Raw genomic sequence first — 12,799 nt, forward strand, 5'->3', positions numbered from 1 at the left:
GGCGGGCTTCTGTCAATTTACGGCTGATACGGCAGAGACGAGTGGTGCAGCACGATCCGCAGTGCACCGTCGGCGTCTTTCTTGTAGCCAAAGGTCTTGTCGACCTTGGTCACATTGCCGTCTTTGTCGGTCAGGATAACCCACCCCATCCACATGCCTACATCGCCTTCGATGAAGCTGGCTGAGGTGACAGATTCCATCTCGCGCCAGCCCTTTAGGCCAAACCCGCCATCCAACGGATAATCGGCGTCGTGACCGACAAAATAGGACAGCGCGCCGGTGCGTGTCGGTCGGAAGGTTTGGTCGCCGCTCGCCAGCGTGGGCTTAAACAGAACCGGTCCCAGGTTGTACCCATAGGCGGCATCCAGAACACCCTCGGCAACCGGACGCGCAGCTTCAATTCCACCCTCTTCATAGGCTTTAGAGATGGCAATCAGCCCCTCTCCCCAAGCCTGACGGGCCGCAGCGAGTTCGTCTTGTGTCACCGACATGTTTCTGTCCTTTCTAAAGCGCAAATTTCGTTCCTCGGTAAGTGTTAATCCCGAGCGATTAAGTCAAGGAGTAATCGAGATCTTTCAACGCCTACAGCGCCCGGGGTTCCAAACCCGCCTCTAGGGCACCACCCCCGCACTATGAAGAATACCAACTTCCGTGCAGATTGGCTGAATACACCGCGTTTCTAGAAACTTTCCTCAAATGCCCCATAGTATTTCGGCAACTCTTGCTGAACTCTTGGTTCAAGGTTCACCCAGATAAGGTGCCATCACAATCGGGATAACACTTTGAAGAATCTGCGGTTGGCGTATCAGTCTCTGTGGCCTTCCAGGCTCTCTTATCGCGAGTATCGTTTGACGCATATAAAGGGGGTTCACTTTCGTCTTGTACCAAATCAATCGGGGCCCATGGTCGCCGTGTATGACAACCGTCAGGTCCTCGATTTCCGCCGCCGCATCCAGCGTTGGGGCAAGCAAACTATACGTACATGCGACCTGATCCCAGTAGGCTTCATAGTAAACAGGGTCCATCGGATCGGAGCCATAGTACTGCTGGGAATATCCCCACTTGCTTATTGGTAGTAGATTACATTCCCTATCAAGCACGTATGGGAAGTGTGGCAGCAATAGATGTACGAACAATACATCCCCATTCTGCATCTGTTTGATCCGGGAAGGCATCGCATCCATTACCCGTTTCACCGTTTTTGGTTCTGCGAAGTTATGAAATTGCAACCGCTCTGCGTCACTGAGAGTGAAATAAACAAACGCTGCAGACCGATACAACTTGACCTCTGACCGACCGCCAAACGCGAGTTTCTGATGCAACGCTATGCCTGCAATCTGCAACCGAAGCCAGAATGGCTCATCATAAAAGACACTGTTGTCGCCAAACGAGCTATAGGTTTCACATGTCAGCTCATCGATACCATGGCAGTAGTCTATGAAATCTGTCTGGATAACAGAAACATCGTATCCGCTGTTAACGAACCCCTTGTGAAGACGGTTCGACTTTACGCGGTGCAAGAATTTGTCTCCGGCACCAAGTTCTACAAAGTTGGTTTCATCCAATGACAGGTCCGCTATTGCCCCCATCGATCCTTTTGTCCTCGGCGAAACTGTTTCGGCTTGAGTTCGCACTTCAAAACCCCGCGCAACCAAGTCATCCAATATATCATCTGCGGGATGACCTTCCGCGATGCTACCAGACATAGCGTCCGGTGATCCCATCTCATCTAAAACGATGTGCAGCAATTTTGGTTTAGCCACCAAAGCTGCTGCGCGATCTTGTTGGTTTTGATCCGCTACAAAGCTCTTGTTGTGAATCGGCGGCACGAAAAGGGCACTGACTGAAAAGAAAACCACAAACACGGTGACAACCGGTAGGACTTGTTTTTCGAATAAAAACAAAACCGCCAAAATTCCGTACAAAAGCAAGGCGAGCTCAATACCTGTAAGCTCTCTCGGGCCTATGAAATAAGCATCCAAAAAGGCACAAAATAGGAGCGAGAAGAATATCCAAAAGAGTGACCTAACTTTGCAGAGCAGTAGACCGAAACCTATTCCAAACAGAGCAGCGACACCGGTCAGCAAGATCACCTCAGCGCTCAAAACATTGTAGCCGGATTCCAGTAACATTGAGAAAGGAAGCGCGCTGGATACGGCTGTGAAAGCAAAGACGCGTGTTCTAGTGAGCTGTTTCATACGCAAACATGACCCGATTGTTCTCTTCAAACCGATGCTCTGCCGTAATTGCGGCCCGGTCCATGATGGCTTTGCGGAAGGCATCTTCGCTGTAATCGGAATAGACGTCTTCGCGCGAAGCCAGCAGACCTTGCACCATCGCATCAGACTTTGGCACGAACTCGATCACACCCGAGGGCGCCATACTCATCAGCCAATCTACGGCGTCAGCAAGCGGGAGGTTGCTTCCGATAACCATGTGGTGGATCACGGCCATCGCAATCATGCCGTCCGCTTTGGCACGCTGCTGCAGACCTTTACGCTCCTTTTGACGCCAGCCCATATCCGGCGTCGGATCGCTGAGATTCATTAACAAGGGCAGAACTGCCCCCGGGAAATCCCTTCTTTGCAAATAAGCGACTTCGATAGAATCGATATCGATGTCCAGGATGGTTGATCGACGAACTCCCCCCTCCATTGTGGCCCGCGTGTAGTCTCCGGTGTTACCGCCAACATCAATCAGTGATTTCGCGCCACTGCGTTGTGCCCAGGCCCTGACGAAGTCGAGCTTCGCTTCTTTCATACTGTCTGTGTAAGTGTTCTTTGCGGCGTAATCCTTCCAATAGCTTGCGGGCCGCCGCTTTGATTGCAAACCGCTCACGAAATCACGCAATTGCCTTAGAATCGCGACATATTGCTGGGGCTTCAGGTGCCTTGGATGTCCCATGGTTGAAGTCGAGGAACTGGCCCGTGCGACAGAGCGCCCGTGAAGATAGACATGCATAAACCCGCTCGGGCTCGTAAATAGTTTTATACGTGGCAGGATCTTGAGTGCCTGGTCAAAGCCAATCCCCTCAATTGATCCTCGGAAGAATGGCTGGAACGGCAAACCACTCCACGCCTCGATCAAAAGCGGTAACAGGAATTGCCGGCAAAACTGGTTATAGCCCTCCCAGACCTGCCCGTCCTTGTACCGCCGCAAAGAGGTGCAATCTATGTGGACAGGATCACCGTCGAGAAATTGCATATTATAGGCGGTCGCATCGCTCAGGACGAACCCCGCCTCAAAAGCTTTGATCTGAATATCCAGATGCGCAAGAGCCGCATCCTTCAGTTGCGAAAAAACCCATTCGTAAGGGTAGCTGAGGAACGGAACAACAGGGTGCTCGAATAAAGCGACTGCCGCTTCATTTCGGGCGCCAGTGAACAAATCCAATTGCTCCTGACTCGCCTTCAGTTGGTTGCAGCCGATCATCAATCCGCACTCTGCTAAATCATGAAGGATCCCGCTTTCATATACATCCTGAAAGGTAGCAATCCCGGTTTTGGTGACCGCTCGATAAACCTTGTTTTCTTTGGTGAAGACATAGGCGCTTGGATCGCGGAATGAGCCGTCGTCCAGCTGTGGTTTCAAGGTCACTTCTGGTTTGCCCCATCGACCTCCGTGTCAGACGCCCTTCCAAAAAGCCCGAAGACCTTCTGACGAAAGTTACGCAACCCGACGAGAAGTGCTGCAAAACCACCGATAAGCGTTTGCAGCACAATGCTTCCGGTTACGGGATCAATGTAAGCCGATGCGGTGTAGGTCCACGACATCAATGAAATTGCCGACAACAGAAAAACAGTTCTCATTCAACATACTCCAACTTCCGAAATCCGGAAATTAGCTCGAAAAAACCAAAAAAATTTTTCAATATATTCCGGAAAATCTTAAAATACTTATTCTTAATCTCTTATAGGTTGATAGCAGAGCGACTGTATTACTTCAAGTTTGCTTTCCGTCAGCACCAAAGAGAAAGCCTAGAGATTTTTTTGCCTCTTAAGGGCGTCGGACAAATTTCGGAATCGAATTTCTAGAGACCGATCGCCCCACATCCATCCGCAATTCAAACATATAGAAATTGACCGCGCTACAGCGCGCCTACGTAGTAATTCTGGCGGAACGACGAGCTTAACAAATTGCCCATATTGAACAATAAATTAGGAAGTTAATGGCGCACCCGAGAAGCGCCATTTACGGTTCCAAGCCGGTCCAAGAAGAGCTGTAGGTATTAGGTTTAATTAAGTTATTTCAACAATTTGTTTCCCAAACCGTCTTGATTGTTCCTTTGTGTTCCACCACTTTATGGGGGAACAATTGGGGGAATTTATATGCCGAACCCTAATCCCAACAACAAGCCGCTGTCGGTAGCGTTCGTCAATTCTGTAAAAGCGCCGGGCAAATATCACGACGGCAAAGGGACTGGATTGTTTCTGTTGGTCAAACCAAACGGAAGCCGATTCTGGGTGCAAAGACTGACCATTCGTGGAAAGCGAAGAGAGATAGGCCTGGGAAGCCAGCAATTCACCTCCCTAGCCGAAGCACGCGAAAAGGCATTGGACAACAAGCGTATGGCCTTGGCGGGTCTTGACCCGATTGCAGAAAAGCGAAGAGCAAAACGGGTATTGTCCTTCGAAGAGGCCGCACGAAAGACACACATTGAACTGTCGCCCACATGGAAGAACCCGAAGGACCGGGCTGCATTTCTCTCTACCTTAGAAACCTACATTTTCCCCCGCTTTGGTTCTGTTTCGCTTCCCGACGTAACCAGCGCCGACATTCGCCAAGCAATACTTGCAGCACGAGAACGCGCGCCGGGCGTGGCCCGTAAGCTGGTTTACCGTGTCTCGTCAGTCTTTAGATGGGGCATTGCGGAAGGCATGTGCGTCAGCAATCCAGCAACCACCGAAGCGCTGGCACTTCCTCGTGAAACGCGCACCCCAAACCATCGTAAAGCGCTGCCCTACAACGATGTTCCCGCCTTTTTAAAATCGCTAAAGGCAAGCAATGCCGGTGTTTCTACAAAACTGGCACTTGAGCTTTTGATACTAACAGCCACCCGCTCTGGTGAAGTTCGTTTGGCTGATTGGTCAGAAATTGATTTGGACGAGGCAGAGTGGACCATTCCCGCCAGCCGAATGAAAGCGAAACGCGAACACCGCATTCCCCTTTCGCCCCGCGCTGTTGAAATCCTGTTGGAATCCAAGACGCTTACCGGCGGCAAGGGACTAGTCTTTCCCGGAACGAAGAAAGGGAGACCATTATCTGACATGACCCTTTCAAAGCTGGTTAAAGAACTTGGCTACGATGTCCATGTCCACGGGTTCCGCACATCATTCAAAACATGGACGCAGGAACGAACCAACACGCCCCGCGAAGTTTCAGAAGCCGCGCTGGCGCATTCGATCAAGGACAAGGCCGAAGCGGCTTATGCACGGTCGGATCTATTTGAGAAGCGGCGGAAACTTATTGAAAGGTGGGGTGCACAATGTGCCAATGTCGCTTCAGGCACCGTTGCACAGATCGGCTAACACCATGAAATTTATAAGTGCCCCAAGGCGTTAAGCACCTCCTTCGGTTACCTTAAACCATTACTGGAGCAATCGGGCTTGCCACAGCCCTGTTAACACTATATCTTGTGCCTTGGAGAAGTGCGGCCACCAAATGATGCTATGCGTCTGCGGCGGGCGATCTATCTCAAAACGACAGTCATGGAACACCCGCGTTGTGCGGGGGTGAAAAGGCCGTCTTGCTGTGTCCTTTGGAGCCAGCAAGGCGGCCTTTTCGTTTTTAAAAGGAGGTGCGCATGCGCATCTTGAGAAGACCAGAAGTGGAAGCCCGCATCGGGCTGTCCCGTTCGACTCTGTACAAAATGATGTCAGATGGCGATTTCCCACGCCCAATCAGGCTCGGAAAACGAGCTGTTGGATGGCGTGAAAGCGACATCGAAGACTGGCAATCCAACTTAACTCTGATCGGGAAATGAAAACACCCGCAACCTTGAAATCAGAGGGCGCGGGCGTTCGGGTAGCTTGGTACCTATCCCTTACCGCGTTCGCCCTCACAAATCAAACGAGGAATTCGAATGCAGAAATCAAAAATTAACACTTGGTCTAAGGCCAAGTTTTCAATCGCCAATGAAGGCTCACCCACCTTCTACATAGGCGTTGGAGGTCGGCAGCGTTGGGCGCTGGAATGTTTGCTTAGAGCAGGAAAGAAAGGTTGCAGCCCGATTGACCATCCTGGCCCCCGCTGGTCGGGCTATGTGTTCGATTTGCGCGAATTGGGCGTACAGATCGAAACTATCACCGAAGCGCACGACGGTCCCTTTGCAGGAACACATGCCCGGTACGTTCTGCGTTCGCAGGTTCAACTGGTTGAAGGGAACGCGGCATGAAACCTTCGAAACCACTAACCAGCCACCGGGAAACTTCAGACAGCTATAAAGGCGAGGTTTTCCGCAGAGACGACTTGAGGGTGATTGTCTGCATTCACTGCATTCAGTGGATACTACAACGCAAGAGGCCGTCTGGAGCGAAGTGGGAGGCTTTGGGCTACTTCCGGTCACGAAACGCGCTTCAACGGCTGTGGACGGGGCTACACGGCCACCCTGCGCCCGAGATAGAGGATCTACCACCGAATTTTCCAAAGCGCCCTCGCGCGCGCGTATTGGTCACCCTACCCCGTTCAAGCGAGGAGGTGATCAATGGATAAGCGCCACCACCACCCTAACCCGCGCGACCTGCAAACCCGCAGATTGCAATCCAAGCACGGAATTGCCGGGCCTAGCGCCCGCGTCATTGCCGAGCTTTTCTATGGAGCGAAGCGAAATGGGTAAACTCTACCGGCATGGAAAAAGGGGGGCTGGGCGTCATGTCCAGCTTCCCGAATGGCTACAGGCATCCGAGGCATGGGCGACAATGAAGCCCGGCCCGAGAGCGCTCTATGTCGAAGTTAAGCGCCGCTATAATGGTGGGAACAATGGCCAAATATTTCTAAGTCACCGGCAAGCGGCAGCGTTGCTCAACGTCGGGAGAGATACAGTGGGGTCATATTTTCAGGAATTGCTGAAGCGGGGATTTCTACGCGTTACGCGCGGGCATTGCCTTGGCCCCTCCGGCATCGGACAGGCGGCATCTTATGCCATTACAGAAGAAAAGGTCGGAAATGACGCTGCAACGAAAGACTTCATACGCTGGCGTAAATAGAAACCCCGTCGGAAAATCCGGCTTTCATTGGCCGGGTTTTCCCTCACCTAATGTCGGGAAATCCAGCCTTCGCCATTTCAAACGTCGGGAATTCCAACCACTTTAGGTCAATTCCCGCTTTTTTCGGTGTCGGAAAATTCAGCCATATATACATCTGGCCATTTGCCTTCCACTCTATGAACATCGAATGGGTTTGAAATGGAAATACCTAGCCAGACGAAAGACGCCCTAGTAAGTCGACACTTCGGAGCCCGTTTACTGCTTGTACAGCAACACTAAGAAGCCTCTGAACTGCGTATCAGCCAACCGTTTCCATAAACAAGCTTGTGCAGATTGTATCCGATTTCGCCGCGACCCTTAATGGTTCGCACTTCACCCGCAGGCACATACTTGCTGGCGGTACTCCTCGACAATTCTCCACCGTTAATATTCTCCAGTAGATAATCCACCTCGACCCTTTTAGGTGTGTCCGAAAGATTTTCGATTTGATACTCCCAAAACCAAACAACACTTACTTCGGGCCCTTCAAACAAATCCCAGAAGCTTTCAACCTCGAAACGAGCCGCTTCTAAATGGCTGAAATAATGTGTACTTCTGACAAATCTGAGGGGTGGATTTTCTTTTTCTTCACCCTGGTAATTTATTGATGATGTTGAATCAGTCACGGCTTCCATTTGGTTTTTCAGAGAAGCTACCTTCACAGGGTGAGCATTTAGGTAACCCAGTAAAAGAACGACTGAAGGCAACAGCATAAAGCCAAACCCAATCCCAAAATACTTAAAGAAGTCCCTCATTTTCATACCTCCCAAATAACTTCACAATCGATAACCAGAGGACACAAATGGCCCAAAAACCGACAACGAAGGACACTGATTTACCCGTAGTTACTACCCCAACGAGCCAAGGGTTTTGATTGAAATCAATTTCAGATCAGTATTGTTTGGCGGGTAGCTTTCAAACAAAGCACCATGACCAGACTTCTCGCTTTTTTCTTCGCCATTACCCTGTCGGCGACATCCGTCCATGCGAAAGAAATCAAGGGCCGTGAGCTTCAGCGCCTGGCTCCGGGACGAGGTTTTAAACTGTGAGTTCTTCTACAGCCTGCGTTTGGCACACATCCGAATCGAACAATGGATAAACACTACAACACCAGGCAACCACATAGCGCTCTGGGTTATCGCCCACCGGCTCCAGAATCCATCGCCCCGATGGCCCAAAAGCCGGTAATGCACTAACAATCAAACGGGACTACTTAGGTGGGACTGATCACTTCCGGAGGTCTTCCTTCAAGTCCTGAAGGTCCTCGTAGTGCACCGCGATTGCCAGCATTTCCTTCGTCTGCGGAAGACCTGCCTTGGCCAAGTCCTCCATCGTCCACGCCAGCTGTTCCTGTGCCATCTTCTTCATTTCCGCATCTGGCATCACTCGCTTGAACTTGAACTCGCCACCACCTTGGCTGCTGGCTATCCAAACAGGGTGATATTCATATATGCTGTCCGCCCAAGTTCCTATTTTCCCCGACCGGTGAAGGTCTTGAGTATAGCGGAAACTCGGGTCGGCACCCATAATTTCTATTTTTTGTTTTCGGCGCCTCTCGAACCTAGTTCCACTAGGTGGAATTGTTTTTATTTTCACTCTTAAATACTCGTACATTTCGTCTTCCCATACCCCATCTCGTCTTTGTTTTAGAATGCCACAGTCAGGAAACTGTTCAGCTGGATGACTGTAGGCCTTCGTAGTCGGGTAAAAGGATTTCGAGGCCTCGTTCGTTGAGTTTCCAATTGGAATTGAGTTGATCCTTACCGCTCCAACCTCGTTTGTTTCATCTGGGCACCGGCGGTCCGCATCTTTTAATCTGCGGGATTTCTTTTCGGTCGCTTTTTCCGTTTTGTTAAAGGAGACCCGACTGATTTCCGCGCGTTCCTTGGGCTTTGAATCGCTAGGAAATGGAAAGCCAAGTGCCGTCCAAAAAACTAAAGCTGTATACACCGGAAAGAATATGATTGCGGGCAACAGTCCCCTACCGAAGACTAAACTCACGCCCCACATAGCACCAATTGTTATTGGAACGCTGACGAACAGGCTGAAGAAGATAACGAAGGCTGCACCTCTCAGCATATAAGTGTTGTCCGATGTCAGGCCAACAATCAATGGTAGACCGAATAGGTACATCATGAAGAAAACACTGAAATCGCTCATTCTCTACGTTTCCCCGTTGCTAGCACTGCCCATTATGAGCTTAGCCTACCCGGTCGGCAGCAAAGTATAATTGAGCTGCGTCAACCCCACTCTGGAAAACCCAATAATTGAGGCAGCCGCGGTTCTGGCCGTCATGCTCAAGAGGGTCGCGACACTTCCTATAAGAGATTGATCTATTCGGACGCCAACCTTCCTGGCGCTGTCCAGCGTCGCTCAGGCGCCGGGCTTGATGGATTTCATCACGGCGTAGGCCGAGGCGGCAATCGCGTTACCTTCGCTGGATAACGCGCCCGTCCTCTCGGTTAATTACAAAGCCATTTGAACCCCATGTTAGCCCTATGATCACAGTCGACGTACCACGCGATGTTTTCCCCCTCTCGGGACTATGGGCATACCAATCAACTTCGCCTCTGACAGTGCAAAGTCCGAATTCATCGCATTTCGTTCCGCCGGGCTGGGGGCGAAAATGATAGTCTCGTACAGGCCACCGATTGGCAAAGTTCACCTTCTCTATCATCACTTTGTGCCGAGGCTGCGTTTCGCCGTAAAAGTCAACTTCTGAGCTGTAAGTGTCGGATATCCGGCTCAGGGCATCGCTATTATTCTCCGACCACATCCGGTTGTGCCATGAAACAAAGGCGATAGCTTTCTCATCCCAATTTGTTTGGCTCTTGTTTGTTGGCGCTGAGGAAACTTTTTTTCTGGATTGGTTTCCTAGCGAAACCAATCCCAATTGCGTCAATTCGTCTTGGGAAAAAACATACATGTCATCTGAAGGGGTCCGCAACATTCGCACTAAAACGTCATTATGAACGCCAAACTGCTCCAGAACATCGATTATGTCTGAAAGAGCGACTTGTCCACTTTGCAGATCTCCACGTTTATTTGAAATCTGGTGAACACCAAGTTCCCCACTCACTGTCCGGTTTTTTCCTGCTGAGAAAACAAAGAAACAAGCTGAATAACATCCCTTTTCGACAATCGTATCAATTCCTAGGCGGTTTACTTCCAAGGCCAAGGAAAGGCCCGCATGTACGTCGCCGCCTGCACTGGAAAGCATCAATGATTGAGGTGATCCATACTCTCCAACTGCTCGTTGAAAGTTCAATGGTGTACGGGAGGTAATTGGTCCTGATAACAAAAAAATGCTCGGATCATCTTTTGCAACAAAAATAGGAGCATAGCTGTCATCAATTTCACCCCTAGCCGTAGTTACGGTAAATGCAGTTAACAACAGGGTTGCAAAAAACACTTTACGTTTCATAAGTCTTCCTTAGACGGCCTGCTATGAATGTTGGCGTTTGGCTAGACGCTGGTCCATCGGGGTTATGAACTCTAGTTTATAGCAGTCAAAAATGGCGTCTTTCTAGCCCCTTGGATCACACTCATTGACCCGGCTTCGCCCCCCACCATGTTCGCAGCCACGAGGTCTCGCTCCGATTAATTCAGGCAACCCTGGTGGCAACGTTGGTTTCATAAACGCTGGCAAGCTGATTTCGCAGGGCCGCAAGCCTGAGAGGTGAACGGACTGTGCGCAATTACAAAGCGTTAGCGACCATGCTGTTTTGACGTCGAGGTCACCAAGGTTGCTCAGTCAAAAATTGGCCTCGTGCAATACCCCGATACCAATTCATGGCTTAGGCCTATCGAAATATCATTAAAGTAACCCGAGAGCCTTCCGTCCCCAACATTGAGCACAATAGAAATTACATCTCCGTCATCAACGCCATGTGCAACAAGATGACCCTCAACCTCAAGATAGGGAAGCCAAGTAGCCGATGGCCCTTCAGGGTTAGGTGAAAGGCTATGGCTTTCGGCATCGACGGCCAACTTGTAATTGCCTTCTTCTCCTCTTTCTTCACCTTCTGCTGCGAACCGAAGCTTGCAGTTCAAATATGTCGGTTCAGCCAGAGCAGGAAATGCAGCCAGACATACCAAGATTGCGGCGATTGAGTTCTTCATTCGTAGTTCCCGTTAAATTTTCTAACAGGAGCATATCAAAGACCGCACCGTGAGACATGGGGTTGTTTACGAGTTATTCGGTGGTTACGGGTGTCATTCAGAAAAAACAGGAGCCCCTGATCCTCTCCCACTGAAGTGGTCTGCTGTTATCTTGAGACAGCGGACACCCGTAGCTAGGAATCTCTCCTTATCTGGCGGCGGGTCACCCCCCCGACGGCGTTGAAAGAGCCTCGCTACGCATTACCCAGCAAGTCTCCGACTTCAATCAGTCCATAGCAAATCGCGTATCTTCCAATACTCGTCAGTTTTGTTTCGGTTCGAAAATTGCCTATCAAGATATATCAGCGCCGTCTCACCATCCGTGTTCCGAGCATTCAGATCCGCGCCCGCTTCCAACAACGCCCGTATGCCGTCTCTGCTTCCCCACTGCGCCGCAATCATCAGCGCCGTCTCACCCTCTATGTTCCGAGCATTCACATCCGCGCCCGCTTCCAACAACGCCCGTATGTTGCCCGCAGTTCTACCAAAAACCGCAGACATCAGCGCCGTCTCACCATCCGCTTCCCGAGCATTCACATCCGCGCCCGCTTCCAACAACGCCCGCATGCCGTCTCCGTTTTCAAACAACACCGCAGACATCAGCGCCGTCTCACCATCCGTGTCCCGAGCATTCAGATCCGCACCCGCTTCCAACAACGCCCGTATGCCGTCTCCGTGTCCCGACACCGCCGCATTTATCAGCGCCGTCTCACCCTCCATGTCCCGAGCATTCAGATCCGCACCCGCTTCCAACAACGCCCGTATGCCGTCTCTGCTTCCCCACTGCGCCGCAATCATCAGCGCAGTCTCACCATCCATGTTCCGAGCATTCAGATCCGCGCTAGAAATCTCCTTTTCAATCGCATCCTGCGAAGCGCTGTCCCACCAGTCTGCGTCGCATAGATTGCCGCAAGTTTGTCCCAGCCCAACACTTCCCCACACCGACAGGGACAATCCCAGAACCAGACCCGTAAAAACCTGCTTCATACTGTTTTCCTTTGCGGATAGACCCAAAACCAGTTTGCTTGAACGAACCTCAGCAACCCTTGTAGTTCTTTGCGACACATTCACGAGCAAGTCTTTGCGCCTCTGATATGTCTTTCGCAGACATCTTTAGTGCTACTAAGTCTCTGCCTATTTTCCCATTTTCATTACCAAGAGACGCTGCGATGTTTGCCCACATATGTGCGTAGATGTTGTCTTGAATGACGCCGAATCCGTTGTAATACATCTTAGCCAAATTGTTTTGCGCGCTTGCGTCTCCTTGCTCAGCAGCTTTGCGATACCATTTGGCCGCTTCCGCATAATCCTGTGTGACACCGTCGCCATTATAATACGTCACACCCAGATTGAATTGCGCTGATGCGTGTCCTTGCTCAGCAGCTTTGCGATAC

15 protein-coding genes and 1 pseudogene are annotated in these 12,799 nt (G+C 50.7%); 6 read left to right on the top strand and 10 right to left on the bottom strand.

Annotated features, from left to right (window positions below; translation table 11 throughout):
• Window positions 1–17: 17 nt before the first annotated feature.
• The 4 genes from CLM58_RS13800 to CLM58_RS13815 all read right to left on the bottom strand — a co-directional run bounded on the left by CLM58_RS13800 (window position 18) and on the right by CLM58_RS13815 (window position 3,809).
• A complete protein-coding gene (locus tag CLM58_RS13800; protein WP_095596469.1) occupies window positions 18–491 on the bottom strand; it encodes a phosphoribosyl-AMP cyclohydrolase in 474 nt (157 codons plus the stop codon).
• A gap of 246 nt (window positions 492–737) precedes the next feature.
• Window positions 738–2,198, bottom strand: a complete 1,461-nt coding sequence (locus CLM58_RS13805) for a hypothetical protein (protein WP_143226574.1) — start codon at window positions 2,196–2,198, stop codon at window positions 738–740.
• Complete coding sequence (locus CLM58_RS13810) at window positions 2,182–3,591, bottom strand: class I SAM-dependent methyltransferase (RefSeq protein ID WP_143226575.1); 1,410 nt, start codon at window positions 3,589–3,591, stop codon at window positions 2,182–2,184. Before CLM58_RS13810 ends, CLM58_RS13805 begins: the two co-directional genes overlap by 17 nt.
• A gap of 2 nt (window positions 3,592–3,593) precedes the next feature.
• Complete coding sequence (locus CLM58_RS13815) at window positions 3,594–3,809, bottom strand: hypothetical protein (RefSeq protein ID WP_095596472.1); 216 nt, start codon at window positions 3,807–3,809, stop codon at window positions 3,594–3,596.
• Window positions 3,810–4,328: 519 nt separating this feature from the next.
• Between CLM58_RS13815 and CLM58_RS13820 the strand changes: the two genes are divergently transcribed.
• The 5 genes from CLM58_RS13820 (at window position 4,329) to CLM58_RS13835 (ending at window position 7,205) form a co-directional block, all read left to right on the top strand.
• Window positions 4,329–5,528, top strand: a complete 1,200-nt coding sequence (locus tag CLM58_RS13820; RefSeq protein ID WP_095596473.1) for a tyrosine-type recombinase/integrase — start codon at window positions 4,329–4,331, stop codon at window positions 5,526–5,528.
• A 275-nt stretch (window positions 5,529–5,803) separates the two neighbouring features.
• Window positions 5,804–5,983, top strand: a complete 180-nt coding sequence (locus CLM58_RS13825; RefSeq protein ID WP_095596474.1) for a helix-turn-helix transcriptional regulator — start codon at window positions 5,804–5,806, stop codon at window positions 5,981–5,983.
• Between the two features lie 99 nt (window positions 5,984–6,082).
• The gene (locus CLM58_RS13830; protein ID WP_095596475.1) at window positions 6,083–6,394 is read left to right on the top strand and encodes a winged helix domain-containing protein; all 312 of its coding nucleotides are present in this window, start codon (window positions 6,083–6,085) and stop codon (window positions 6,392–6,394) included.
• A gap of 309 nt (window positions 6,395–6,703) precedes the next feature.
• On the top strand, window positions 6,704–6,835 hold the full coding sequence (locus CLM58_RS17440; protein ID WP_269843648.1) for a hypothetical protein: 132 nt from the start codon (window positions 6,704–6,706) through the stop codon (window positions 6,833–6,835).
• Window positions 6,828–7,205 carry a hypothetical protein gene (locus tag CLM58_RS13835; RefSeq protein WP_095597119.1) on the top strand — a complete coding sequence of 126 codons (378 nt, stop codon included), beginning with the start codon at window positions 6,828–6,830 and terminating at the stop codon, window positions 7,203–7,205. Before CLM58_RS17440 ends, CLM58_RS13835 begins: the two co-directional genes overlap by 8 nt.
• A gap of 275 nt (window positions 7,206–7,480) precedes the next feature.
• Here the strand turns inward: CLM58_RS13835 and CLM58_RS13840 are convergent, their stop codons facing one another.
• On the bottom strand, window positions 7,481–7,999 hold the full coding sequence (locus tag CLM58_RS13840) for a hypothetical protein (RefSeq protein ID WP_143226576.1): 519 nt from the start codon (window positions 7,997–7,999) through the stop codon (window positions 7,481–7,483).
• Window positions 8,000–8,252: 253 nt separating this feature from the next.
• Here CLM58_RS13840 and CLM58_RS17360 point away from each other — a divergent pair.
• Window positions 8,253–8,440, top strand: a pseudogene (locus tag CLM58_RS17360) (integrase core domain-containing protein); the annotation flags it as partial.
• Between the two features lie 31 nt (window positions 8,441–8,471).
• Here the strand turns inward: CLM58_RS17360 and CLM58_RS13845 are convergent.
• The 5 genes from CLM58_RS13845 to CLM58_RS13855 all read right to left on the bottom strand — a co-directional run.
• On the bottom strand, window positions 8,472–9,404 hold the full coding sequence (locus CLM58_RS13845) for a hypothetical protein (RefSeq protein ID WP_095596477.1): 933 nt from the start codon (window positions 9,402–9,404) through the stop codon (window positions 8,472–8,474).
• Between the two features lie 268 nt (window positions 9,405–9,672).
• Entirely contained in the window at window positions 9,673–10,668 is a 996-nt protein-coding gene (locus tag CLM58_RS17040; RefSeq protein WP_143226577.1) for a COG3904 family protein, read from the bottom strand.
• A gap of 326 nt (window positions 10,669–10,994) precedes the next feature.
• Window positions 10,995–11,366: a hypothetical protein gene (locus CLM58_RS17045; RefSeq protein ID WP_143226578.1), complete on the bottom strand. Its 372-nt coding sequence runs from the start codon at window positions 11,364–11,366 to the stop codon at window positions 10,995–10,997.
• 261 nt (window positions 11,367–11,627) lie between these two features.
• Complete coding sequence (locus CLM58_RS13850) at window positions 11,628–12,392, bottom strand: ankyrin repeat domain-containing protein (RefSeq protein ID WP_095596478.1); 765 nt, start codon at window positions 12,390–12,392, stop codon at window positions 11,628–11,630.
• A gap of 49 nt (window positions 12,393–12,441) precedes the next feature.
• Window positions 12,442–12,799 (bottom strand): tetratricopeptide repeat protein (locus tag CLM58_RS13855; protein ID WP_143226598.1); only part of this gene is annotated, 358 nt, incomplete at its 5' end.

Source organism: Actibacterium pelagium (assembly GCF_002285415.1).
Lineage (GTDB): Bacteria > Pseudomonadota > Alphaproteobacteria > Rhodobacterales > Rhodobacteraceae > Actibacterium_B > Actibacterium_B pelagium.

Excerpts from the sequence above, each read along its gene's own strand:
- CLM58_RS13800 (WP_095596469.1), bottom strand. The coding sequence starts at position 491 with ATGTCGGTGACACAAGACGAACTCGCTGCGGCCCGTCAGGCTTGGGGA.
- CLM58_RS13805 (WP_143226574.1), bottom strand. The coding sequence starts at position 2,198 with ATGAAACAGCTCACTAGAACACGCGTCTTTGCTTTCACAGCCGTATCC.
- CLM58_RS13815 (WP_095596472.1), bottom strand. The coding sequence starts at position 3,809 with ATGAGAACTGTTTTTCTGTTGTCGGCAATTTCATTGATGTCGTGGACC.
- CLM58_RS13820 (WP_095596473.1), top strand. The coding sequence starts at position 4,329 with ATGCCGAACCCTAATCCCAACAACAAGCCGCTGTCGGTAGCGTTCGTC.
- CLM58_RS13825 (WP_095596474.1), top strand. The coding sequence starts at position 5,804 with ATGCGCATCTTGAGAAGACCAGAAGTGGAAGCCCGCATCGGGCTGTCC.
- CLM58_RS13830 (WP_095596475.1), top strand. The coding sequence starts at position 6,083 with ATGCAGAAATCAAAAATTAACACTTGGTCTAAGGCCAAGTTTTCAATC.
- CLM58_RS17440 (WP_269843648.1), top strand. The coding sequence starts at position 6,704 with ATGGATAAGCGCCACCACCACCCTAACCCGCGCGACCTGCAAACCCGC.
- CLM58_RS13835 (WP_095597119.1), top strand. The coding sequence starts at position 6,828 with ATGGGTAAACTCTACCGGCATGGAAAAAGGGGGGCTGGGCGTCATGTC.
- CLM58_RS13840 (WP_143226576.1), bottom strand. The coding sequence starts at position 7,999 with ATGAGGGACTTCTTTAAGTATTTTGGGATTGGGTTTGGCTTTATGCTG.
- CLM58_RS13845 (WP_095596477.1), bottom strand. The coding sequence starts at position 9,404 with ATGAGCGATTTCAGTGTTTTCTTCATGATGTACCTATTCGGTCTACCA.
- CLM58_RS17040 (WP_143226577.1), bottom strand. The coding sequence starts at position 10,668 with ATGAAACGTAAAGTGTTTTTTGCAACCCTGTTGTTAACTGCATTTACC.
- CLM58_RS17045 (WP_143226578.1), bottom strand. The coding sequence starts at position 11,366 with ATGAAGAACTCAATCGCCGCAATCTTGGTATGTCTGGCTGCATTTCCT.
- CLM58_RS13850 (WP_095596478.1), bottom strand. The coding sequence starts at position 12,392 with ATGAAGCAGGTTTTTACGGGTCTGGTTCTGGGATTGTCCCTGTCGGTG.